The 23,764-nt window shown below is 76.2% G+C and carries 16 protein-coding genes and 1 other RNA gene; 12 read left to right on the top strand and 5 right to left on the bottom strand.

The window, feature by feature from the left end:
* Positions 1-30: 30 nt before the first annotated feature.
* On the top strand, positions 31-1,044 hold the full coding sequence (gene glnII / locus F7P10_RS06845) for a glutamine synthetase GlnII (RefSeq protein ID WP_151008576.1): 1,014 nt from the start codon (positions 31-33) through the stop codon (positions 1,042-1,044).
* Positions 1,045-1,237: 193 nt separating this feature from the next.
* Positions 1,238-1,834: a hypothetical protein gene (locus F7P10_RS06840; protein ID WP_151008575.1), complete on the top strand. Its 597-nt coding sequence runs from the start codon at positions 1,238-1,240 to the stop codon at positions 1,832-1,834.
* 25 nt (positions 1,835-1,859) lie between these two features.
* Here F7P10_RS06840 and F7P10_RS06835 read toward each other — a convergent pair whose 3' ends face one another.
* Positions 1,860-2,351 carry a universal stress protein gene (locus tag F7P10_RS06835; RefSeq protein ID WP_151008574.1) on the bottom strand — a complete coding sequence of 164 codons (492 nt, stop codon included), beginning with the start codon at positions 2,349-2,351 and terminating at the stop codon, positions 1,860-1,862.
* Between the two features lie 263 nt (positions 2,352-2,614).
* Between F7P10_RS06835 and F7P10_RS45015 the strand changes: the two genes are divergently transcribed.
* From F7P10_RS45015 to F7P10_RS06815, 5 genes are all read left to right on the top strand, one after another.
* Complete coding sequence (locus F7P10_RS45015) at positions 2,615-9,367, top strand: type I polyketide synthase (protein WP_151008573.1); 6,753 nt, start codon at positions 2,615-2,617, stop codon at positions 9,365-9,367.
* Positions 9,334-10,236 carry an SDR family NAD(P)-dependent oxidoreductase gene (locus F7P10_RS06825; RefSeq protein WP_176611332.1) on the top strand — a complete coding sequence of 301 codons (903 nt, stop codon included), beginning with the start codon at positions 9,334-9,336 and terminating at the stop codon, positions 10,234-10,236. The genes F7P10_RS45015 and F7P10_RS06825 overlap by 34 nt, the downstream gene beginning before the upstream one ends.
* The gene (locus tag F7P10_RS06820) at positions 10,233-14,645 is read left to right on the top strand and encodes a beta-ketoacyl synthase N-terminal-like domain-containing protein (RefSeq protein WP_176611331.1); all 4,413 of its coding nucleotides are present in this window, start codon (positions 10,233-10,235) and stop codon (positions 14,643-14,645) included. Before F7P10_RS06825 ends, F7P10_RS06820 begins: the two co-directional genes overlap by 4 nt.
* A complete protein-coding gene (locus tag F7P10_RS42055; protein ID WP_176611330.1) occupies positions 14,642-14,971 on the top strand; it encodes an acyl carrier protein in 330 nt (109 codons plus the stop codon). Before F7P10_RS06820 ends, F7P10_RS42055 begins: the two co-directional genes overlap by 4 nt.
* A 141-nt stretch (positions 14,972-15,112) precedes the next feature.
* Positions 15,113-16,333 (top strand): glycosyltransferase, encoded by a 1,221-nt coding sequence (locus F7P10_RS06815; protein WP_151008570.1) that lies wholly within the window; start codon positions 15,113-15,115, stop codon positions 16,331-16,333.
* A 3-nt stretch (positions 16,334-16,336) separates the two neighbouring features.
* On the opposite strand, the gene F7P10_RS06810 is transcribed toward F7P10_RS06815, so the two are convergent.
* Genes F7P10_RS06810 through F7P10_RS06800 form a run of 3 tightly spaced genes read right to left on the bottom strand, consistent with a single transcriptional unit; the run spans position 16,337 to position 17,721 of the window.
* Positions 16,337-16,744, bottom strand: a complete 408-nt coding sequence (locus F7P10_RS06810) for a hypothetical protein (protein ID WP_151008569.1) — start codon at positions 16,742-16,744, stop codon at positions 16,337-16,339.
* A 38-nt stretch (positions 16,745-16,782) separates the two neighbouring features.
* On the bottom strand, positions 16,783-17,151 hold the full coding sequence (locus tag F7P10_RS06805; protein ID WP_151008568.1) for a DUF6191 domain-containing protein: 369 nt from the start codon (positions 17,149-17,151) through the stop codon (positions 16,783-16,785).
* A 45-nt stretch (positions 17,152-17,196) separates the two neighbouring features.
* A complete protein-coding gene (locus F7P10_RS06800) occupies positions 17,197-17,721 on the bottom strand; it encodes a pyridoxamine 5'-phosphate oxidase family protein (RefSeq protein WP_151008567.1) in 525 nt (174 codons plus the stop codon).
* A 110-nt stretch (positions 17,722-17,831) separates the two neighbouring features.
* Between F7P10_RS06800 and F7P10_RS06795 the strand changes: the two genes are divergently transcribed.
* The 5 genes from F7P10_RS06795 (at position 17,832) to F7P10_RS06775 (ending at position 21,354) form a co-directional block, all read left to right on the top strand.
* On the top strand, positions 17,832-18,647 hold the full coding sequence (locus F7P10_RS06795; protein WP_151008566.1) for a Nif3-like dinuclear metal center hexameric protein: 816 nt from the start codon (positions 17,832-17,834) through the stop codon (positions 18,645-18,647).
* Entirely contained in the window at positions 18,644-19,387 is a 744-nt protein-coding gene (locus tag F7P10_RS06790; RefSeq protein WP_151008565.1) for a zinc ribbon domain-containing protein, read from the top strand. Before F7P10_RS06795 ends, F7P10_RS06790 begins: the two co-directional genes overlap by 4 nt.
* Positions 19,384-20,472 (top strand): bifunctional RNase H/acid phosphatase, encoded by a 1,089-nt coding sequence (locus tag F7P10_RS06785; RefSeq protein WP_151008564.1) that lies wholly within the window; start codon positions 19,384-19,386, stop codon positions 20,470-20,472. The genes F7P10_RS06790 and F7P10_RS06785 overlap by 4 nt, the downstream gene beginning before the upstream one ends.
* Positions 20,473-20,505: 33 nt before the next feature.
* Positions 20,506-20,897: RNase P RNA component class A (gene rnpB, locus F7P10_RS06780), an RNA gene on the top strand.
* Between the two features lie 211 nt (positions 20,898-21,108).
* A complete protein-coding gene (locus tag F7P10_RS06775) occupies positions 21,109-21,354 on the top strand; it encodes a hypothetical protein (RefSeq protein ID WP_151008563.1) in 246 nt (81 codons plus the stop codon).
* Between the two features lie 80 nt (positions 21,355-21,434).
* Here F7P10_RS06775 and F7P10_RS06770 read toward each other — a convergent pair whose 3' ends face one another.
* Complete coding sequence (locus F7P10_RS06770) at positions 21,435-23,687, bottom strand: SulP family inorganic anion transporter (protein WP_151008562.1); 2,253 nt, start codon at positions 23,685-23,687, stop codon at positions 21,435-21,437.
* Positions 23,688-23,764 lie beyond the last annotated feature (77 nt).

Genomic DNA, 23,764 nt, shown 5'->3' with positions numbered 1-23,764 from the left:
TGGGAGCCCGATACCTGCGGAGGGACCGACGTGAGCTACAAGGCCGAGTACATCTGGATCGACGGCACCGAGCCGACCGCGCGGCTGCGGTCGAAGACCAGGATCCTGGCGGACGGCGCCGACCTTCCGGACTGGGGGTTCGACGGGTCCAGCACCAACCAGGCGCCCGGCGACAACTCGGACTGCGTGCTCAAGCCCGTGTTCGTGTGCCCCGACCCCATCCGCGGCGGCGACCACAAGCTCGTCATGTGCGAGGTGTACCTGGTCGACGGGACGCCGCACAAGACGAACACGCGCGCCGAGCTGCGGCCCGTCGCGGAGAAGTACGAGGCGCAGGACTCCTGGTACGGGATCGAGCAGGAGTACACGTTCTTCAAGGACGGGCGTCCGCTCGGGTTCCCGGAGCGGGGCTTCCCCGCGCCGCAGGGCTTCTACTACTGCGGTGTCGGCGCGGACGAGGTGTTCGGCCGCGAGATCGTCGAGGCGCACCTGGACGCGTGCATCGACGCGGGCCTGAAGATCTCCGGCATCAACGCCGAGGTCATGCCCGGCCAGTGGGAGTTCCAGATCGGCCCGGCGGGCCCGCTCGAGGTCGGCGACCACATGTGGGTGGCGCGGTGGCTGCTCTACCGCATCGCGGAGAACTACGGCGTGTCGGCGACGCTCGACCCGAAGCCGGTGGAAGGCGACTGGAACGGCGCCGGGGCGCACACCAACTTCTCGACGAAGGCGATGCGCGAGGGCTACGACGCGATCATCACGGCGTGCGAGGCGCTGGGCGCGAAGGCGCAGGAGCACGTCGCCGGGTACGGCTCGGACATCGAGCGCCGCCTGACCGGCATGCACGAGACGGCGCCGTGGAGCGAGTTCAGCTACGGCGTGTCGAACCGCGGGGCGTCCGTGCGGATCCCGTGGCAGGTCGAGGTGGAGAAGAAGGGCTACCTCGAGGACCGTCGCCCGAACGCCAACGTCGACCCGTACGTGGTCGCCCGGCTGATCACCGGCACCTGCTGCGAGGCGCTGGAGAAGGCGGGCCAGGTCTGAGCCGCCGGTCCGCGCGGGTCTGAGCGGCGGACCTGAGCGGCCGCTCCGAGGCTTCGCCCGGCGCGCCGTCCCCGGAAACGGGGGCGGCGCGCCGTGCTGTTATGCCGCCAAACGTCTGCAAATTGTTGGGCTTAGGGGAGTTCTCGCGAACCGGCTCGGGTAGCACCTACTCGTTCGCAGCGTGGGAGGGGACATGCCCGATCCGTCTTCCGGGCGGCCCGGCGGGAACACCGGCCGCCCCGCGGCGAGGCCGTGGGAGCGGTCGTTCAGATGCCCCGCCACGGCGCAGCGCCGCCGCCCGGAGGCGCGGCGCTACGCGGACTTCGTCGCCCTGCACGCCGAGTACTCGCCCGAGCCCGGGCCGCCGCTGCGCCAGCTGTGGTGGACGGGTCTGTCGTGCGCGGCGGGCGGGGCGCTGCTGACGTTCGCGGCGGTCGTCGGCCTGCGCGGGATGTTCGGCATCGAGGTGCCGGTGTTCGCGGGGACAGACGTCGCCGTGGAGGGCGCGGCCACCGGCTACGCCCTGTGCGTGCTCGCGGCGACGGTGCAGGGCACCGCGCTGATGCACCTCCTGCTGGCGGGGGCGGCGCGCCCGGTGCGGGCGTTCGCGTTCATCGGCGGGTTCGTGGTGACGCTGCTGGCGGTGCTGCCGCTGCTGCTCAACGGGCCGCCGGTCGCCCGGCTCGTCACCGCCGGGATCAACCTGGCGGGCGGGGCGGCGGTGGTCGTGCTGCTGTGCGCGGTGGTGTCGGCGTCGATGGCGGCGCCGTTCAGGGACGGTCCACGCTGATCGTCAGCGGCTCGGGCGCCGCGGGTCAGGGGACGACGGTGACCGGCCAGCGGCCCGCGCGGACCAGCCGGACGGCGACCGACCCGATCAGCCGGTGCCCCGCCTGCGTCGACGCGCCGACGACGACGGCGTCCGCGCGGGACTCGTCCGCGACCCGCGCCAGGACGCCGTACGGGTCGCCGTGCGCGGTGACGATCTCGTGGTCGACCGGCGCCTGCGCGTAGGCGCGCCGGATGTCGCGCTCCAGTTCCGCGACGATCTCCCCGGCGGCCTCCTGCATGACCTCGGCGCCGCCCGGCGTGAGCGTGGAGAGGGAGGCGATCTGCGTGACGTGCACGAAGACGAGCCGCCCGCCGCCGCGCCGGGCGAGCCCCCACGCGTAGGCGGCGGCCCGCAGGGACGTGTCCGATCCGTCCACGCCCGTCACGATCACTCGGGGCCCGTCGGCGCCGTACTCGAACGGCGTCCGGTCCGGTCGCTCGTCCGCGGGCCCGCCGGGCCGTTCGTCCGCGGTCATCCGATCACCCCGGGGCCAGGCTATCGACCGTCCGGCGGCGGTCGCGGCCGGGGCGCCGCGCGGGCGCCCGGGGGGACGCCGCCGGGGCGGTCCGGGTCTCGGGCCCGTCAAGGGACGGCCGAATCTCCTTTGCGGTCGCACCATGGGCGCGTCCTCGGGTGTGTCGTCCCGGTATTCGCTCGGTTGCCGAACGTAGTGTGACGAATCGTTGTCGAGCCGCGCCCGTCACGGCGCGGGCCGCGCGGGACGTCGGGGGGCAGTGCATGACGGCGGACAGGGGCGAGAACCGGTACGGGGGCGGGCCGGGGGGTGTCCCGCAGGCCGAGATCATCGGGGTCGCCCCGGGGGGCGGACCCGCGCCGCGGACGGCGGTGGCGGTGGCGCGCGCGGGCGGGCTCGGGGTCCTCGACCTCGGCACCGGGCGGGCGTCCGGACTGGCCGCGCTGGACGAGGTGGTGCGCTGGTGGACGGGCCCGTTCGGGGTGCGCGTCCCGGCGGGCTGCCGGATCCGTCCGGACGAGCTGCCGGACGCGGTGAGCACCGTCCTCGTGGACGCGCCGGTCCTCGTGGACGCTCCCGCGCTGGGGGTGCTCGACGCGCCCGGGGACGGTGCGGTGGACGTCGCGGGGTTCGCGCGCGGGCGGCGGCTGCTGGTCGAGGTGGCGGGCCCGGCCGAGGCCGTCGCGGCGCTGGACGCCGCCCGGGACGTGGCCGGGACGCGCGGCGTCGGGCTGATCGCGCGGGGCCGCGAGACGGGCACGGCCGACCGCGAGGACGGCGGCCGGACGGGCGAGTTGACGACGTTCGTGCTGCTGCAGCACCTGCTCGCGCTGGACGTGCCGGTGCACGCGGCGGGCGGGATCGGTCCCCGGACCGCGGCCGCCGCGGTGGCCGGGGGCGCCGCGGGCGTCCTGCTGGACACCCAGCTGGCCCTGGTCAGGGAGACGGACCCGGCGTCCGGGGAGGCGCCGGCCGGGCGCGACGACCGGCTCGCCGCGTCGCTGGCCGCGCGGTACAAGACCGCCGGCGGCGTGGTGCAGGCCGTGCGCCGGGGGATCGCCGAGCATGTCCGCGCGGCCGTCCGGGTCGCGCCGCTCGCCCCGCAGGACGGGCCGGACGGCCGCGAGTACCCGGTCGTGCAGGGGCCGATGACGGAGGTCAGCGACACGTCCGCGTTCGCCGCGGCGGTCGCGCAGGACGGCGCCGTGCCGTTCCTCGCGCTCGGCGCGATGGACGGCGACCGGGTGCGCGAGCTGCTGCGCGAGACCGCCGACCGGCTCGACGGGCGCCCCTGGGGCGCCGGGACGGCCGGGTTCGTCCCGCCGGAGCTGCGGGCCGAGCAGCTCGCCGCCGTCCGCGCGGCCGCGCCGCCCTACGCGATCATCGACGGCCTGCCCGTCCAGGCGGAGCAGCTCGAGGAGGTCGGAACCCGGACGTACCTGCACGTTCCGGCGCCCGAGCAGCTGGACCGGTTCCTCGCCGAGGGCGCCCGCGGGTTCGTGTTCGAGGGCATGGAATGCGGCGGGCACGTCGGCCCGCGCGCGAGCTTCCCCCTCTGGGAGACGCAGCTCGAACGGCTCGACGCCTTCTGCGACGCGCACCCCGGCGAGGCCGCGCGCCTCTCCGTGCTGTTCGCGGGCGGGATCCACGACGAGCGGTCCGCCGCGATGGTCGCCGCGCTCGCCGGTCCGCTCGCCGAACGCGGCGCGGACGTCCGCGTGCTGATGGGCACCGCGTACCTGTTCACGTCCGAGGCGGTCGCGGCGGGCGCCGTCCGTCCCGGCTACCAGGAGACGGCGCTCGCGTGCACGGCGACCGCGCTGCTCGAGACGTCGCCCGGCCGCGCGACCCGCTGCGCCGACACGCCGTACGTGCGGACGTTCGAGGAGACCCGCACGGAACTGCTGGGCACCGGGATGTCGCAGCACGAGGCGTACCGGCGGCTGGAGAAGCTCAACCTCGGGCGGCTGCGCATCGCGAGCAAGGGCCTGCGCCGCGGCGCCCCCGTCGACACCGACGAGCAGCGCGCCGAGGGGCTCTACCCGATGGGGCAGGCCGCGACGCTGCGGTCGGACCGGACCGGCGTGGCCGTCCTGCACGAGCAGGTGACGGCCGGCGCCACCGAACTGCTGGCGGCCCGCGCCGCCGAACTCGGCCTGGACGGCCGCGACGCCGCGGCCGGTCCCGCCGACATCGCGATCGTCGGGATGGACTGCGTGCTGCCCGGCGCCGCCGACGCGGGCGAGTACTGGGCGAACGTCCTCGCCGGGACCGGCGCGGTCACCGAGGTCACGCGCTGGGACCCGGAGGCGTACGAGGGGCTGCTGCCGTCCTGCCGGGGCGGGTTCCTGCCGGACGTCCCGTTCGACGCGGACGCCCACGGCGTCCCCGCGCACGCGCTCGGCGCCGTCGACCCCGCCCACCTGCTGTCCCTCGAGGTCGCGGCGCGGGCACTGGACGACGCGGGCTACGGCGACCGCGCCTTCGACCGCGCCCGCACCTCGGTGATCTTCGGTACGGAGGGCGGCGGCGACCTCGCCGCGGCCTACGCGCTCCGCGCCGCCCTGCCCGGCTACTTCGGCGAGATCCCGGCCGAACTGGACGAGCGGCTGCCCGCCCCGGCCGCCGAATCGATCACGGGCGTGCGGCCCGCCGCGATCGCGGCCCGGTTCGGCCTCGGCGGCGTCGCGCACGCCGTCGCCGCCGGCGGCGCGTCCTCGCTGGCCGCGCTCGACGCCGCCTGCCGGGAACTCGCCGCGCACGGCAGCGACATGGTGCTGTGCGGCGGCGCCGACCTGCGCACCGGGATCCACGACTACCTGCGCGCCGCCGCCGCCGGGACGCTGTCGCCGTCCGGCCGCTGCGCCCCGTTCGACGCCGACGCCGACGGCATCGTGCCCGGCGAGGGCGTCGCCTGCGTCGTCCTCAAGCGGCTCGCCGACGCCGAACGCGACGGCGACCGGATCTACGCGGTCGTCCGTGCGGTCGCCGGAGCATCGGCGGGCGCGGACGGGCGGGCGCGGGCGCTGCTGCGGGCCCACGAGCGCGCGGGCGTCGCGCCCGCGCGGATCGGCCTGGTCGAGACGTCCGGCGGCGACCGGGCCGAACTGGACGCGCTGGCCTCGGCGTTCGCCGGCGCCGCGCCCGGCGCCGTCACCCTCGGCTCGGTGACGGCCCAGATCGGGCACACCGGCGCCGCCGCCGGGCTCGCCGGGCTGATCAAGACCGCGCACGCCCTGCACGGCGGCGTGCTGCCCGGCACCCCGCACCTGGCCCGCCCGAACGAGGCGTGGGACCCGGCCGGGCCCCTCGCGTTCGGGGCCTCCGCGCGCCCGTGGGCCGTCCCGCCCGGCGACCGGCACGCGGGCGTCGGCGGCTCCGGCGCCGGCGGCGCGCACTACCACGCCGTCCTGTCCGGGTACGACGGCGCGCCCGAACCGCTGTCCGGGGCCGCCGAATGGCCCGCCGAACTGTTCGTGATCCGCGCCGGCACGGACGTCGAACGGCTGCGCGACCTCGCCGCGTCCGGGCACCGGCTCCGCGACCTCGCCCGCACCGTCGCGGCCGACGAGGGACCGGTGCGCGCCGCGTTCGCCGCCACCGGCCTCGGCGACCTGCGCGAACGGCTCACCGACCTCGAAGGTCCGGCCGACCGCGAGCCCGGCCAGGTGGCGTTCCTGTTCCCCGGCCTGCTCGGCGGCAGGCCGGGCGCGCTCGCCGACCTGTTCGTCGCGTTCCCCAGGCTCCAGCGGCTCCTGCGCCTCGGCCGCGACTACGTCCCCGCGATGTTCCCGCCCGCCGCGTTCACGCCCGCGGACGCCCGGCGCGCCCGCGCCGCGCTCGCCGACCCGCGCGTCGCCCAGCCCGCCCTCGGGCTCGCCGGCCTCGCCGTCCACCGGCTGCTCACCGCCGTGGGCGTGCACCCGGACCTCGCCGCCGGGCACGGGCACGGCGAGGTCGTCGCGCTGTGCGCCGCCGGGGTCTTCGACGACGCCGACCTGATCGAGCTGAGCGCCGCCCGCGCCGGGGCGATCCTCGCCGCCGCCGGGGACGACCCGGGCGCGATGGCCGCCGTCACCGGCGGGCTCCGCGAAGTGCGCGACGCGCTCTCGGACGTGTCCGGCATCTCGGTCGCCGCGCACAACGCGCCCCGCGAGGTCGTGATCGCCGGGACGTCCCCGGGCATCGCCCGAGCCCTCGAGGTCCTCGCCGACCGCGGACTGCCCGCCGCCCGGCTGCCGGTCGCCTGCGCCCTGCACAGCCCGCTCGTCGCGGCGGCCTCCGGTGGCCTCCGCGCCGCGCTCGCCGGCCGCGACCTGCGATCCCCGGCGTTCCCCGTGTGGTCCGGCGCGACCGCCGCACCCTACGACGCCGAACCCGCCGGCCTCGCCGCGACCCTCGCCGGCCAGCTCGCCGCACCCGTCCGGTTCGCCGAGCAGATCGAGGCGATGTACGCCGCGGGCGCCCGCACCTTCGTCGAGGCCGGACCGGGCGAGCTGCGCGGGCTCGTCGCCGCGATCCTCGGCGATCGCCCGCACACCACCGTGGGCTGCGACGGCCTGCACGGCCTGCTCGACGCCCTCGCGACCCTCGCGTCCGCGGGCGTGCCGGTCGATCCGCTGCCGCTGTTCGCCGGACGCGACGCCCGTCCCGTCGAGGTACCCGCGCCTGCGCCCGCCTGGCGCGTCAACGGCCACCTCGTCACCGGCGCCGACGGCGACGGCCCGCCCAACGCGCTGCGGCCCGCCGCGCGCCTCGAAGGAGCCTCGATGACCGTCCGCCGCTCCGACGCGGCCGTCCTGGAGTACCTGCGCGCCGGCCGCGAACTGATCGCCGCCCAGCGCGAGGTGATCCTCCGCCACCTCGCGGGCGACGCCGACGCGCCCGCCCCGCCCGTCCCGGCGCCGCGCCCGGTCCTGCCGGGCGAGACGCTGCCGGACGGTTCGTCCGACGCGCGGGCCGCCGTCGCCGCACGCATCGGCCGTCCCGGGGAGCCCCTCGCCGACGACCTGGACCTCGAGTCCGATCTCGCGATCGACCCGGCCGAGCGCTCCGCCCTCCTGCGCGACCTGGCCGCCCGCGCGGGCGTCCCGGACGCCGCCGAACCGTCCGTCCGGACCGTCGGCGAGATCGTCGAGTGGCTCGAGGCCCTGCCCGTCCCGGAGCCCGCACCGACCGCGCACGTGGGCACGTCCGCGCTCTCCGGCGGCCCGACGCCGCCGTCCCCGCGCTCCCCGGAGCCCCCGGACGGCACGCCCACGGCGCCGTCCGGAGCGGCACGAGAGCCGGAGCCGACGCCCCCGGCCACCACCAACGCCTCGGCGGCCCGCACGGAGGCGGCGGCGGTCGCGGACGTCGCGGTGGACGCGGTGGACGCGGAGCCTGCGGCTGCCCGCACGGAGGTCGGTGCGGCGCCCGCAGCGGTCGCAATGGACGCGGAGGCCGCGGTTCATGCGGCGTCCGGGGAGCAGGCGGCGTGCGATACCCCTGCGGTTGCCCCGGCGGACGCGGCTGCCCACACGGAGGTCGCGGTGGACGCGGTTCATGCGGAGGCCGCCGAGCCTGCGGCTGCCCGCACGGAGGTCGGCGCGGCGCCCGCAGCGGTCGCAATGGACGCGGAGGCCGCGGCTGCCCATAAGGCGGTCGCAGAGGTTGCGGCGCCGGTGGTGGACGCGGACGACGCGGTGGACGCGGAGGCCGCGGTTCATGCGATGCCCGGGGAGTGGGGGGCGCGCGGGCCGGGCTCGGAGGCCGTGCGGCCGGCAGGCGACCGGACCGGTGCGTCGAGCCCTGCTCGGGATCTGTCGAGCGAGTCCGAGGCGACGCGACCGGCCGAGGACGTGGCGCGTTCGGCGGTTGCCGCGCGGGAGGCGGCACACGTCGAGGAGCGGTCGGCGGACGTCCCCGTGGTGGAGGGCGACGCACGCGCGGGGCAGGCGGCGCCGCCGCAGCCGGTCGAGCGGACGGAGCCCGCGCCGGATGAGGGTGCGGCCGGGGAGCCGCCCGTGGACGATCATGCGGCGGAGGACGCCGGGCCGGGTGGGGAGTCGCCGTCGGCGGCCGGGCCGTCCGACTTCGGCGGGGAGTCCGTGCGGGTGATCCCCCCGGGGGAGCGGCCGCGAGCGGTGCACGCCCACGTCGGCGGAAGCGCGGACGCCGCGCCGGAGGTCGAGGAGTCCGTGCGCGTCATCCCTCCGGGCGAGCGTGCCCGCCGGACGGACGCCGCAGGATCGGTGCGCGTGATCCCTCCGGGTGAACGCCCCGGCGGAAGCGGCTCGGTGCGGGTGATCCCGCCGGGCGAGCGCGCCGAACAGCACGCGTCCCAGGGTGGGTCTGTGCGCGTCATCCCACCGGGAGAGCGGCAGGGGAGCGGTGAGAACGGGGCCGCGGAGCCCTCGCCGGACGTGGCCGTCGCGGGTGCGGCGTTCCGGAACGGGAACGGGCCCGCGGCCGGGGAGCCGCGGGCGGAGACCGTTCGGGTGATCCCCCGCGGACCGGTGCGGCGGCCGAGCCGGACGGCGGGGGCGCCGAGCCGGACGCGGCCGAAGCACCGGCGATCGTCCGCCATGTCGTTCGCGACACGGGGCTCGAGTCGCTGCCGCTCCCGCCCGACTCGGGGAGCGCGTTCACCGGACGCCGGTTCGTCATCGTGGACGACGGGTGCGGCGTCGCGCTCGAGCTGGCGGACGTGCTGGGACGGCACGGGGCGCAGGTCCGAACGCCGCTCGAGGTCGACGGGGCGTGCGACGGGCTCGTCCACCTGGGGGCCCTGCGGCCGGCCGGGACGGCGGTGCTGCCGGAGGCGTACGCGGGCGTCCGGCGGGCGCTGCTGGGCGGTCTGCGGTGGTTCGTCGCGGTCGGCGGCCGCGGGACGTCCGGGCGGCGGTTCGGCGGCGGGGCCGCGGAGCCGGGGCCGGGCGCGGGGCTGCCGGGGCTGGCGCGGACGGTCGCGCGGGAGTTCCCGGAGACGATGGTGCGGGCCGTGGACGTCGACACCGGTGAGACGCCGCGGATGATCGCGCTGCGGATCATGGCCGAGCTGCTGGCGCCGGACGCGCCGGTGACCGTCGGGTACGACGGGGAGCGGCGGCGGACGCCGGCGCTCGTGCGCGCCGAGCTGGACGGCGACGCGCGCGCGCCGGTCGGGCCGGACGGCGTGGTGCTGCTCACGGGCGGCGCGCGGGGCGTCCCGGCGCGGGTGGCGCGGGAGCTGGCGGGGACGGCCGGATGCCACCTGGAGATCGTGGGGCGCACGCCGGAACCGGTGGGGCGCACGGTGTTCTCGGAGGCCGTGGACGAGGCGGCGCTGCGGCGCGCGCTGGTCGCGGAGGGCTCGCGCGGGCCGGAGGAGATCGAGGAGACGATCCGCCGGATCCTCGCGGAGCGGGAGGTTCAGGAGAACCTGGACGCGCTGCGGGTGCGGGCGGCGTCCGTCCGGTACCACTCGGGCGACGTCCGGGACGCCCGGTTCGTCCGCAACGTCATCGAGGACGTGTACATGCGGCACGGGCGCCTGGACGGTGTCGTGCACGCTGCGGGGATCGCCGAGGACCGGCTCGTCCGGGACAAGTCGCCCGAGTCGTTCGAGCGGCTGTACCGGACGAAAGTCGACGGTGCGGCCTCGCTCGCGGCGGCGGTCCGGCCCGGCGTCGGGTTCTTCGTGGTGCTCGGCGCGGCCGAGGCGGGGCGGGTGCCCGCCGACCGCGCGGCGGCCGACGACGCGTGCGACGCGCTCGCGCGGGTGTGGCGCACGCGGCTGGAGGGGCGGGTGCTCGTCGCCGACCTGGCCCCGTCGGCGGACGGCGAGCCCGCGGTGGCCGAGCTGTTCCGCGAGATCGCGCACGGGGACGAGACGCGCGTCGTGTTCACGGGGCCGGCCCGGTGACCGAGGAGCCGATCGCGATCGTCGGCGCCGGGGCGGTGTTCCCCGGCGCCGGTTCGGCGGTGGAACTGTGGCGCAACGTGCTGGCCGGGTTCGACGCGATCACCGACGTGCCGCCGGGCCGCTGGGACCCCGCGCTGTACTACGACCCCGGCGCGTACGGCCGGGCCCCGGAGAGCGACCGTTTCTACTGCCGCCGCGGCGGTTTCGTGGACGACGTCGCGACGTTCGACCCCGCGAGGTTCGGGATCGAGCCCGCGGCGGTGGCGGCGATGGAGCCCGACCGGCTGCTGGCGCTGCGCACGGCGGCGGAGGCGGTCGCGGACGCGGGCGGCGACGAGCGCCTCCCCGACCGCGAGCGGATCGGCGTGGTCCTCGGCCGGGGCGGTCACCTCACCCCCGGCGCGGCCCGCGCCGACCAGCGGGTCATGACGTCCCACCAGCTCACCGGGGTGCTGGCCGAGCTGGTGCCGGAGCTGGGCGAGGAGCGGCTGGAGGAGATCCGGCGGGCGTTCTGCGCGCGGCTCGGCCCGGACGGCCCGGACCTGCCCGCGGGTTCGGCCGCCGCCCGGATCGCCGACCGGTTCGACCTGCGGGGCCCCGCGTACACGCTGGACGCGGCGTGCGCGTCGGCGCTGCTCGCGGTGGAGCACGCGGTGCGGGCGCTGCGGCGCGGCGAGGTGGACGCGATGCTGGCGGGCGCGGTCCACCTGGGCCATCACCCGACGGTGTGGAGCGCGTTCAGCCGGCTGCGGGCGCTGAGCCCGAGCGAGACGATCCGTCCGTTCGACCGGGCGGCGGACGGCACGCTGCTGGCCGAGGGCGCGGGCGTGGTGCTGCTCAAGCGGCTGCGGGACGCCGACCGCGACGGCGACCGCGTGCACGCGATGATCGTCGGGGTGGGGTCGGCGAGCGACGGGCGCGCGGCGGGGATCCTGAGCCCGCTGGTGGACGGGCAGGTCCGCGCGGTCGAGCGGGCCTGGCGGGACGCGGGCCTCGACCCGGCGGCGCCCGGCGCGGTGGGCCTGGTCGAGGCGCACGGCACCGGGACCCCGGCCGGGGACGGGGCGGAGCTGGCGGCCCTGCGGCGGGTGTTCGGGACGGACGGCCCGCCGATCGGCCTTGGCACGGTCAAGTCGATGATCGGGCACGCGCTGCCCGCGTCGGGGATCGCCGGGCTGATCAAGGCGGCGTTCGCGCTGCGCGACGGCGTCCTCCCCCCGACCCTGCACGTGGACGATCCGCATCCGGCCCTCGACGGCGGCAGGCTGCGGCCCGTCCGGGAGGCGGCCGAGTGGGGCGAGCGGCCGCGCCGGGCCGTCGTGAACGCGTTCGGGTTCGGCGGCGCGAACGCGCACGTGATCCTGCAGGAGGCCCCGTCCGGACGGACGGCCCGCGTCCGGCGCGCGCGGATCGAACCGCCGGGGGCGGACGAGGCCGTGCTGCGGATCGCGGCCCGCACCGCCGACGGGCTCGCCGAGGCGCTGTCGGCCCCCGACGGCGAGTTGCTCGCGCGGGCGTCCCGCGACGCCCCCGACCTGCCGTGCCGCCTGGCGATCGTGGCGCCGACGCCCCGCCGCCTCGAGCTCGCGCGGGCCGTCGTGCAGCGCGGCACGCCGTGGCGCGGGCGCGGCGACGTGTGGTTCGCGCCGCGCCCGCTGCTCGCGGACGGCGGCCGCGTCGCGTTCCTGTTCCCCGGCTTCGAACCGGCCTTCGATCCGCGCGTCGCCGACGTCGCCGCGCGGTTCGGACTTCCCGAGCCCGTCCTGACCGGCCGATCCGACCCGCCCGGACGCGCGGCGGACGTCCTGGCCGTCGGGCGGCTGCTCGCGTCCGCGCTCGCCGAGCTGGGCATCGAACCCGATGTGACGGCCGGGCACGGCCCGGGGGAGTGGGCCGCGATGATCGCCGCCGGAATGTGGGACGGGGAGGGCGCGGCGGACCTCCTCGCGGCACTCAAACCGGACGAACCGGGTATCTTGTACGGGGCGCTCGGCTGCGGGGCCGACCGTGCCGAGGAGGCCGTGGGGAGCCGTCCCGGCGTGTTCGTCAGCCACGACAACGGCCCGCACCGCTCGGTGGTCTGCGGCCCCGCGGCGGACGTGCGCGAGGTTCTGGCGCGGCTCGAGTCCGAGGGGATCCTCGGCCGGGAGCTGCCGTTCGGGCTCGGCCTGCACACGCCGCACGCCGAGGCGCGCGAGAAGGCGCTGCGGCACGCGTTCGAGGCCCTGGACCTCCGCGAGCCGCGGCTGCCGGTGTGGTCGGCGACGACCGCCGCGCCGTTCCCTCGCACGCCCGGCGCGGCCCGCGACCTGGCTGTCCGGCACCTGCTGGAACCCGTCCGGTTCAGCCGGCTGATCGAGGAGCTGTACGCCGCGGCGCACGTCCGGGCGTTCGTGCAGGTCGGCCCCGGAAGCCTCACCGGTTTCGTCGGCGACCGGCTCGGCGACCGCGAGCACCTGGCGATGGCCGTGAACGTCCCAAAGCGGGACGGGACGGCGCAGCTGCGGCGCGTCGTGGCCGCCCTGTGGGCCGAGGGGTACGGCGCGTCCCCGGCGGCGCCGCCCCACTCCGGGATGCGGCTCGAGCTGGGCACGCCGCTGGTCCGGCTGGACGGCGCCGTGCCGCCGCTCCGCCTCGCGCCGGCCATCCCGCCGCTGCCGGACGGCGATCCGATCATCGCCGAGCTGGAGGCGCTCCTCAACGACGCGGCGGCCGGAGCGCAGTCGGTGGCCGACGCCCTGAACACCGGCCCGTCCGCCGACCGGGACACCGGGCCCGAGCCCGCGGACGGCGCGTCCGCCGGACGCGCGCTGCCCGAACCGAGCGAACCCCCCGGAAACCCCGACGCCGCCGGACCGGGCGCGGACAGCGGGGTGAGCGGGCCGCCCGACGATCGCGCCGCGACGGGCGCGGCCTCCGGGCGGGACGAGACGACCGGGCACTCCGCGCGCACCGGCGGCGGGGCGGCCTCGGGGGATGCGGAAGCGGCCGACCTGATCGTGTCGCGGGCCTTCTCCCTGGAGTCGATGCCCTTCCTCCAGGACCACTGCGTCGTCCCGCAGGCCCCCGGGTGGCCCGACATGTCGGACCGGTTCCCGCTCGTCCCGCTCGGCACGCTGCTGGAGGTCATGGCCGACACCGCCCGCGAGCTGCTCCCCGGCCTCGTCGCCGTCGGCTTCGAGGACGTCCGCGTCGCGCGCGGGCTCGTGGCCGCACCGGCGACGACCGCCGAGATCCGCGCGTCCCGGCTCGCGGACGCGCCGCGCGGCGCCCGCCGCGCCCGGATCGTGATCGCCGGGCACGCCGAGGGCACCGTCCTGCTCGACGCCCGCCACCCCGCGCCGCCGCGCCCGGACCGCACCGCGCTGACCGTGGAGAACCCGCCCATCGTGACCGCCGCGCGGCTCTACGAGGAACGCTGGATGTTCCACGGCCCGCTGTTCCGGGGCATCGCCGAGATCACGGCGCTGGCCGAGGACGGCGCCCGCGGCGTCCTGGCCGCCCTGCCCGCTCCCGGCGCGCTCGTGGAGAGCGCCGGGCAGCTCTGCGCCCACTGGATGCAGGTCTACGGCGACAAAGACCAGACGGTGTTCCCGATCGGCCTCGACAGGCTCTCCCTCTACGGGCCTTTGCCTCCCGCAGGAGAGCTGCTGGAGACGACGGTATGGAACACCTCTCTCACCGACTCGACCATGTGCTGCGACGCCGAACTCCTGCGCGCGGACGGGACGGTGTGGGCGCACATCGACGGCTGGACCACCCGCCGCTTCTACACCGACGAGGCCCTCTGGCGGATGAAGTTCACGCCCGAGGTGTCCGGCACGGGCGAACCGCAGCCCGGCGGCTGGTGCCTCGCCCGCCGCCGCTGGACCGGCACCGCGTCCCGCGACCTGCTCATGCGCCGGTACCTGTGCGCGGCCGAACGCGCCGAGTACGAGCGGCTGGCGGAGAGCCGGCGGGGGCCGTGGCTGCTCGGCCGCATCGCCGCCAAGGACGCCGTGCGCGACCGCCTCTGGCGGGGCGGGCACGGCCCGCTGTTCCCCGCCGAGCTGACCGTCGGCCCCGGCGACGCCGTCACGGGCCCGTTCGACGAGCCGCTGACCGTGCGCATCGCGGCCGACGACGAGCTGGGCGTGGCGCTCGTCCGCCCCGGCGACGTCCCGGCGGGCATCGGGCTCGCCGTGCACGACGGAGACGGCCGCGTCCGCGCGGCCAAGCGGGCGGTGCTGCGGGCGCGGCCGGACGCCGGGCGCTCCGAGCCGGTCGTGGCCGCCTCCGACCCGCACCGGCTGCTGATCGCCGCGGGCGACGGGACGCTCACCGCGGTCGAGACCCGCGAGATCGACGGACACGTCGTCGCCTGGACGGTCCCCGGCGACGCCCCCGACCTGGAGGAGAGCACCAGTTGACGAACGAGAGCGCCGAGAACGCCGGCACCGACGACTTCGCCGACATCGACGAGGACGTCCGGGTACTGGCCGACGACCTCCTTCTCGTGATCGGTACGGAGCCGCCGGACGCGCCCATCGGGCCCGGCAGCACCTTCTTCGAGGACATCGGCCTGGAGAGCATCGAGTTCGCCGCGCTCGCCGGCCGGCTGCGCGCCCGCCACGGCGACCGGGTCGACCTCACCGAGATCGTCGCCGGACTCGACATCGACGAGTTCGCGGACCTGACCGTCGCGGATCTGGCCCGGCACATCGCCGCGGCGCGCCACGAGGAGCCGCATGACTGAGCCGCCCGGCCCGCCCGAACGCCGCCCGCCCGAACGCTGCCGCCCGCCCGAACGCCCCGGCCCCGTCGCGGACGGGTGCCCCGGAACCCTGGAGGTCACGTTGCCCCGGCCGATCCGCACGCCCCGGACGGGAGGCGCCCGATGAGCGCCCGCCGCGTCCAGGTACCGTCCATCCTCGGCGAGCCGGGCATCCGGGCCGAGACGCCCAAGCGCCGGTTCCTGTTCGCGGTGCCGCCCGTCGCCCGGCACGTCGCCCCGGCCGTCGCGGTCGCCGCCGAACTCGCCGGGCGCGGCCACAAGGTCGCCTGGACGGGCGACCGCACCGTCCTCGAACCGCTGCTGCGCCCCGGCTCCCGCATCTACTCGGCGGGCGACGACGCGTTCACCGCGCACCTGCGCGAGACCCGTGCGGGACGGCTACGGCTGCGCGGTCCCGCCGCGCTGCGGTCCCACTGGGAGGACGTCGTCGTCCCGCTCGGCCACGCGATGCTGCCGGGCGTCGACACCGCGATCGACCGGTTCCGCCCGGACGCGCTGGTCTGCGACCAGCAGGTCCTCGCCGGGCCCGTCGCGGCCCGGCTGCGGGGACTGCCGTGGGCGACCGCGGCGGTGACGCCCGCCGAGTTCGCCCGCCCGCTCGCCGCGACGCCGCTGCTCGAGCGGTGGGTCCGCGACCAGATCGGCGACTTCCAGCTCGACCACGGCATCGAGGACCTGCTCGACCTGCGGTTCTCCGACCACCTCGTGCTGGTGTTCTCCACCGGTGCGCTCGTCGGGGACGTCTCGTTCTTCCCCGACCACTTCGCGTTCGTCGGGCCCGCGCCGGGCCGTCCCGCCGCCGGCGCGTTCCCGTGGGAGCGGCTGGACGGCCGTCCCGCCGTCCTGGTCTCGCCCGGGACGCCCGACGGCCCGGCGGGAGAGCGGTTCCTGCGCGCCGCCGCCGACGCCGTCGGCGACCTGGACGTGCAGGCGGTGTTCGTCGCCCCGCCCGGGACGATCGCCGACACGCCGCCGAACGTGCTGGTGCGCGAGCACGTCCCGCGCGCGAAGCTGCTCGAGCGGATGTCGGCGGTCGTGTGCCGGGGCGGCTTCGACACCGTCGCCGAGTCGCTCGCGCAGGGGCTGCCGATGGTGCTCGCGCCCGTCCGGGACGACGAGCCCGTGCTCGCGGGGCAGGTCGAGCGGGCCGGTGCCGGGATCCCGGTGCGGCACGCCCGCGCCACCCCCGGGGAGCTGCGCGCGGCGCTCGGCGAGGTCCTCACCGACCCCGCGTACCGGGAGGCCGCGGGGCGCGTCCGGGACTCGTTCGCCGCGGCCGGGGGAGCGGCCGAGGCCGCCGACCGCCTGGAGAAACTCGCCTGAGCGTCAGCCCGGCCCGGAGCGTCCGCCGGCCGCACCGGCCCCGCCGGTCCCGGCGGGGCCCGTCCGGGCCTGCAGGGCCGCCTCCACGAGGCCGACCGCGCGCCGCAGCGCGACCAGGCGGGAGCCCTCGCGCCGGTACGTCTCCAGGACGGCCTCGATGCCGTGCGGCGGGACGACGGAGCCGAGGTCGACGCGCGCCGTCCGGAAGCCCTCGCGGGCCGCCGCGACGGACGCGTCCACGTGGTGCCGCGCCATGCGCGCGAGGACGGGCGGATACCTGCGCAGCACGCCGTACCGCCGGTACTCCGGCGGGACCTGGTCGAGCAGCCAGGCCAGCGCGGTCTCTTCGAAGCGCTCGGTGCCCGGCGGGTGCACCTGCGCGGGCCAGCCCGGCGGAACGGAGGTGCTCACCCGTCCAGGATACCCTCCGGATCGAAAACGTGTTCGATCTACTCCGGGGTGGACGGCCCGTCCGAACCCGGCTCCGCGGAACCGGTCCGGCGGATGCGGATCTTGCCCGAGTCCAGGTCGTCGCGCCCGGAACCCGCCTGCTTGTGGTCGTCCTCGCGCAGCAGCTTCTGCCGCTCCTGCTCCTCCTGCTTGACCTTCCGGGAGCCCTCGAAGGCGGCGGCGAGGTCCTCGAACATGCCGCCGCCGAACCCGGCGCCGGTCTCGCCGTCGCCGCGGATGGCGCCCATCAGGGACGTCTTGCCGGTCCCCTCGTGGGGCCAGTCGACGGCCTCGGGTTCGGCGGGTTCGGGCCGGTTCCCCATCGGGCGGCCCTTGACGCGCTTACGGCGGCGAAAGGGTGACTTCACACACTCTCCAACGCGATTGGTGGCCGGATAAATCCCGGCGACGGGTCAGGCCGTGAACCTCCACCGGGTGGGAGAACCGGTGAAGTCTCCCTGGCGCAGCCCGAACGCCTGCTGGGGGCGCACCGCGACGGTCGCGTTCACCTCCGGGTCCAGGAAGTCCACACGATAGCGGGTGGCGTACTTGGAATTGACCAGGTCGATGAACCGCTGCAGCGTCCGCGGCTCGGTGACGACCTCCGCCCGGCCCTCGATCACGACCGGGTTCTCGGCCGCCTCGGTGGTCACCACGACGTCCGGGTTCGCCCGCAGGTTCACCATCTTCCGCGAGGGGACGCTGCTGCTGAACATCAGCGCCTCCCCGGACCACGCGCCCCACACCGGCATCGCGTGCGGCCGCCCGTCCGGACGTACCGTGCACAGCCAGAAGTTGCGCGCCGCCCGCATCCGCTCCACGGCCCAGGACCACGGGAGCAGCCCGCTCCCCTCGTCCGGCCCCTGGATGCCGTAGCCCGGCATGTACGGACGCTCCGCGACGGTTTCCGGTTCCGACTGCGCGTCGGACGCCGACATGACGATCTCCCTCCGGTCGTGCACTCCGTACGTATCGTTTCAGACGCGACCGTCCCGTGGCGACGGCCGGTGACCGCGTCGGGGCGCCCCGGCGCGGTAGCCTGCGGAACGTGCGTCTTTCCCATGTCATCGCGGCCCTCGAGGAGTTCTACCCGCCGGCGTGGGCGGAATCCTGGGACGCCGTCGGGCTCGTCTGCGGCGACCCCGATCAGGACGTCGAACGGGTCCTGCTCGCCGTCGATCCCGTCGCCGCCGTGCTGGACGAGGCGCTCGACCGGCGGGCCGACCTGGTGATCACGCACCATCCGCTGCTGCTGCGCGGAGTGCACTCGGTCGCGGCGACCACCCCCAAGGGCCGGATGATCCACCGGATGATCCGGAACGGGGTGGCGCTGTACACCGCGCACACGAACGCCGACGTCGCCGACCCGGGCGTGTCGGACGCCCTCGCCCGCGCCGTCGGGCTCACCGGCGAGCTGCGTCCGATGGCCCCCGCCGCGGACGACCCGCGCCGCGGGCTCGGCCGCATCGGGGACCTCGCCGAACCCGTCACGCTGCGCGAGTTCACCGCCCGCGCCGCCGCCGGGCTGCCGGCCACCGCCTGGGGCGTGCGCGCCGCCGGCGACCCCGAGCGTCCCGTCCGGACGGTCGCGGTGTGCGGCGGCGCCGGCGACTCGCTGCTCGACACCGCGCGCGCCGCCGGGGTCGACGTCTACCTGACCGCCGACCTGCGGCACCATCCCGCGTCGGAGTTCGCCGAGCACGGCGGGCCGGCCCTGATCGACGCCGCGCACTGGGCGACCGAGTGGCCGTGGCTGGCCGACGCGGAGCGGCGCCTGACCGAGGCCGCCGGGGGCACGTTGCAGACCCGGGTGTCCACGCTCGTCACCGACGCGTGGCGCCTCCACGACGAAGGAGCACAGTGAAAGCCGCACCGCAAGCCCAGCTTCGCCTCATCGACCTGCAGGACCTCGACAGCTCGCTGGACCGGCTGGCGCACCGCCGCCGCACCCTGCCGGAGCTGGCCGAGATCGAGCGGGCCGAGGGCCGCCGCAGCGAGCTGCGCGACGCGATCGTGGCGGCCGAGACCGAGGTCGGCGACCTGCAGCGGGAGCAGAAGAAGGCCGAACAGGACGTCGATCAGGTCCGCACCCGCGCCGACCGCGACCAGAAGCGCCTCGACTCCGGCCAGGTGACCTCCGCGAAGGACCTCTCCAGCCTGCAGGCCGAGATCGAGTCGCTGCAGCGCCGCCAGTCCGACCTCGAGGAGGTCGTCCTGGAGATCATGGAGCGCACCGAGACCGCGGAGGCCCGCGCCGCCGAGCTCCGCGCCGAGCACGCCTCCGCCCAGGAGGAGCTCGTCGGGCTCACCGACCGCCGGGACGCCGCGCAGCGCGAGATCGACGAGGAGACCGGGACGACCACGACCGCCCGCACGGCCGTCGCCAAGGACGTCCCCAACGACCTCCTCGGCCTCTACGAGAAGCTGCGGACCCAGTTCGGCGGCGTCGGCGCGGCCAAGCTGTTCCGCGGTGCCTGCCAGGGCTGCCACCTCGCCCTCAACACCGTGGACCTGAACCGCATCCGTGCCGCCGCCGAGGACGAGGTCGTCCGCTGCGAGGAGTGCCGCCGCATCCTCGTCCGCACCCCCGAGTCGGGACTGTGAGCCGCAAGCTGATCGTCGAGGCGGACGGCGGGTCCCGCGGCAACCCGGGACCCGCCGGGTACGGGGCCGTCGTCCGCGACGCGCTCACCGGAGAGGTCCTCGCCGAGACCGCCGAGGCCATCGGGAAGGCGACCAACAACGTCGCCGAGTACCGCGGCCTGATCGCCGGGCTCACCGCCGCCGCCTCGATCGACCCGCACGCCCGCGTGGACGTCCGGATGGACTCCAAGCTCGTCGTCGAGCAGATGTCCGGCCGCTGGAAGATCAAGCACCCGGACATGATCCCCCTCGCCACCCGGGCCCGCCGCCTCGCCGAGACCCTCGGCTCCGTCTCCTACGCCTGGATCCCGCGCAACCGCAACGCCCACGCCGACCGGCTCGCGAACGAGGCCATGGACGCCGCCGCGCGCGGCGAGGAGTGGACGCCGAGCGCGCCCCCCGAACCCGAACCCCCGCCCGTCCCGCCGTCCACCACCCCCACCACCACGGTCCTGCTGCGGCACGGCGAGACGCCGCTGTCGGTCGAGAAGCGGTTCGCCGGCGTCGGCGACGTCCCGCTCACCTCCACCGGCCTCGCCCAGGCCCGCGCCGCCGCCCTCGCCCTCAAGGACCGCGGCCTTGACGCGATCGTCACCTCGCCCCTCGCGCGCTGCCGCGACACCGCCGCCGAGGTCGCCGCCGTCACCGGCCTGGACGTCCGCGTCGAGGACGGCTTCCGCGAGACCGACTTCGGCGCCTGGGAGGGCCTCACGTTCGCCGAGGCGGGCGACCGGAACCCCGCCGAACTCCGCGCCTGGCTCGCCGACCCCGAGGCGGCCCCACCGGGCGGCGAGAGCTTCGCGGCCGCGTCCCGGCGCGTCCGCACCGCCCTCGACAAGCTCAAGGTCCGCGCCCGCCACCAGACCGTCCTCGTCGTCTCCCACGTCACCCCGATCAAGCTGCTCGTCCGCGACGCCCTCGGCGCCCCGATGCCCGCGATCTACCGCATGCACCTCGACGTCGCGTCCCTGACGACCATCGACTGGTACGACGACGGGCCCGCCACCCTCCGCACCTTCAACGACGCCCACCACACGGCCCGCTGACGCCCGGCGGGGTCTATCCTTGGACCTTGTGGACGAGTCGGCCGGGCGGCCGCGTCGGGGAGCGATCCCCGTCGAGGAAAGTCCGGGCTCCACAGGGCAGGGTGGTCGGTAACGCCGACCCGGGGCGACCCGCGGGACAGTGCCACAGAAAGCAGACCGCCACCGGTCCGCCGGTGGTAAGGGTGAAACGGTGAGGTAAGAGCTCACCAGCGCCCACGGTGACGTGGGCGGCTCGGTAAACCCCACCCGGAGCAAGGTCAAGAAGGGGATCCGCCAGGTTCCCCGCGCAGGTGCTCGAGGGCGGCCCGCCCGAGCCTGCGGGTAGACCGCTGGAGGCCGCCGGCAACGGCGGCCCGAGATGGATGGCCGTCACCCGCCGCCGCGCGCGGCGGGAACAGAACCCGGCTTACAGGCCGACTCGTCCACCACCCCTTCCCGCCGCAGGCGCGCCTTGGGTGCGGCGCGCGTGCGAGATGTGCGGGGGATCGGGCGGGGGTGTAAGAAACCGACGCTTTCGGGTCACACGACACAGTGGTGTCGAATCCGTGCGCTTAACGTCCTGGTATGGAGCCGATCGGCCTCGATCGGCGACAGGCGGCGGGACCGCGGGGACCGGTCCCGTGGAGAGGAGCGCAGATGTTCATCGCGTTCACGATCTTCGTGCTCGGTGCGGCGTCGGTGTCGATGCTGGCGGTGCTGTGGAGCTTCGCGCGGGCCAGCCGGCGGGACGCGCTGTTCCTGCCGGCGAGCGACCGGAGCGCCCGGATGGCGCGCCGGGTGACGGGGATGTACGTACGGGACTACCAGCAGGGACGGACCCGCGAGCAGGGACGGGACGACCTGCGCGACGACCTGCTCGACGGCGAGCTCGTCGGGCGCTGAAGGCGATGGTGAGGGCGCCGCGTGGCGGTGCGGCGCCGAGGGCATGGGCCGCCCGCGCGGGACGGCCCATGCGTGCGGGGTCACGAAGGGGTTCGCGTGTCCTGCCGGTCGCCGGCGGGGCCTTCGCCCGGGACGGGGGCGAAGGTCCCCGCCGCGCGGTCGAGGACCTCGACGTTGGCGGTCGGCAGGTCCAGGAAGAGACCCACCAGCTCGATCTCGCCGGACTCGACGCGGTGCTCCAGCCACGGGTGGGTGACCAGGTTGTCGAGCTGCTGCATCACGTTGATCTTGCAGAGGTGGACGAGCGGGTTCTCGTCCTCGGCGAGCTCGGAGCCGAGGAACCGGGCGATGCTGTGGCGGCCGTGCTCCAGCCACCGGGTCAGGTGGCCCAGATGCTTGACCTCGGTGCCGCCCGCGAGCAGCGCGGCCATGGCGCCGCAGTTGGCGTGCCCGCAGACCGTGATGGTGCGGATGCCGAGCACGTTGACCGCGTACTCGATGGTGGCCATCACCGAGTCGTCCGACGGGTAGGCGCCGTGCCTCGGGACGAGGTTGCCGACGTTGCGGTTGATGAACAGGTCGCCGGGGCCGCTGGCGGTGATGATGTTCGGCACGACGCGCGAGTCCACGCAGGTGATGAACAGGTTCTGCGGTTTCTGCTCCATCGCCAGCTCGGCCATGATCGGACGGACGAGCGGGGCGGTGCTGTCGTGGTACCGGCGGACGCCCGCGAGCAGCAGGTCGCTCGCCGGGAGCTGCTCGGTCTCGGAAGGGGAATCGGAGTTCCGCCGGTTCGACCACGGCGCCCACCAGGGCGTCTGCGGTGGCGTCTTGCTCGGCTGGGTCGTGTCGCCTGTCACGGCTCTTTCATACCAAGCCTCGTGCACCTCGTCGATGTCGACCCTCCCTCCTTGACGTTCGTGGGAGATGCGCCACTGGTGGACGGCGTCGAACGCGGCGTGGTCCATGAAGTCGACCTTGAGGTCCAGGTCGACGTTCGAGCCCGGCGGGATCTGCTGGAGCAGCCCGGTGACCTTCGGGACGCCGAGGAACGTGAACGTCCCCTCGACGACGACGTGCCAGCGGGGCCGCGCGGGCCCGTCGCCGGGGGAGCGGACGAGCTGCTCCGAGCGCACGGACAGCCGGGTGAGGCGGCGCAGGGCGAGGAGCGCCATGACGCCGATGCCGAGCAGCACGCCCTGGCCGAGACCGAGGACGACCACGCCGCCGAGGGTGGCGAAGTAGGCCGGGGCCTCGCGGTGGTGGCGCAGGTCGCGGACGTGCGCGAGGTCCATCAGCCGGCAGCCGAGGACGACCAGCAGCGCGGCCAGCGCGGACAGCGGGATCTGCTCGATGATCGGCCCGCAGGCCAGCGCGAGCACCAGCACCCAGACGCCGTGCAGGACGGCCGACAGCCGCGTGCGGGCGCCCGCGTGCAGGTTCGCCGTACTGCGGACGATCACGCTGGCGATCGGGAGGCCGCCGAGGAAGCCCGACACCATGTTCGCGATGCCCTGCGCGCGCAGGTCCTTGTCGAGGTCGGAGCGCGGCACCCCGGCGGGCCGCATCCGGTCGACGGCGACCGCGCACAGCAGCGATGCGACGGCGGCGACGACGCCGATGGAGACGACGGCGCCGACGATCCCGCCCGGCGGCCCGTGCGGGAGGACGGGCGGTGCCCAGTCCTCCAGGAGGGTGCCGGGCAGGTCGACCCGCGCGGTCTCCCAGCCGAGCGCCCACGCGGTCGCGGTGGCGGCGGCGATCGCGGGCAGCGGGCCGGGCACCAGCCGCGGCAGGGCGCCGAGCCGGCTCCGCTTCGGGATCCGGTTCCAGCAGAACAGGATGAGGATGGTCAGGCCGCCCAGCAGGGTCGTGTGGGCGTGCGGGGTGGCGAGCTCGCCCGGCAGTTCCCGGAGGTCGTCCAGGGACGACGACCGCGGGCTCCCGCCGAGCACCACGTGCACCTGGGCGAGGACGATGACGGCGCCGATCCCGGCGAGCATGCCGTGGACCACGGCCGGGGAGATGGCGAGCGCCGCACGGGCGACGCGGGCGGCGCCGAGGGCGAGCTGCAGCGCGCCGGCGAGCAGGGTGATGGTGCAGGTGGCGCGCCAGCCGTATTCCTGCACGAGGCTGAAGACGATGACGGTGAGGCCCGCGGCGGGGCCGCTGACCTGCAGCGGGGAACCGCCGAGGGCTCCGGCGACGATCCCGCCGACGACGGCGGCGATGAGCCCGGCGGCGACCGGCGCGCCGGAGGCGACCGCGATGCCGAGCGATAGTGGAAGCGCGACGAGGAACACCACGAACGACGCGAACAGATCGCGCCGCAATGTGGATACGTTGAGTGTGTATGCTATCACTCAACGTATATAACCAGCGTTCGATCGCGATATCGACCCGCGACCGC

The organism is Actinomadura sp. WMMB 499, from assembly GCF_008824145.1.
Classification (GTDB): domain Bacteria; phylum Actinomycetota; class Actinomycetes; order Streptosporangiales; family Streptosporangiaceae; genus Spirillospora.
The sequence above is the reverse complement of the archived record's forward strand: the minus strand, read 5'-3'. Positions and strand labels throughout refer to the sequence as shown.

Coding starts and splice junctions, on each gene's coding strand:
- F7P10_RS06815 (WP_151008570.1), top strand. CDS start 15,113: ATGAGCGCCCGCCGCGTCCAGGTACCGTCCATCCTCGGCGAGCCGGGC.
- F7P10_RS06840 (WP_151008575.1), top strand. CDS start 1,238: ATGCCCGATCCGTCTTCCGGGCGGCCCGGCGGGAACACCGGCCGCCCC.
- F7P10_RS06800 (WP_151008567.1), bottom strand. CDS start 17,721: ATGTCGGCGTCCGACGCGCAGTCGGAACCGGAAACCGTCGCGGAGCGT.
- F7P10_RS45015 (WP_151008573.1), top strand. CDS start 2,615: ATGACGGCGGACAGGGGCGAGAACCGGTACGGGGGCGGGCCGGGGGGT.
- F7P10_RS06835 (WP_151008574.1), bottom strand. CDS start 2,351: ATGACCGCGGACGAACGGCCCGGCGGGCCCGCGGACGAGCGACCGGAC.
- F7P10_RS06775 (WP_151008563.1), top strand. CDS start 21,109: ATGTTCATCGCGTTCACGATCTTCGTGCTCGGTGCGGCGTCGGTGTCG.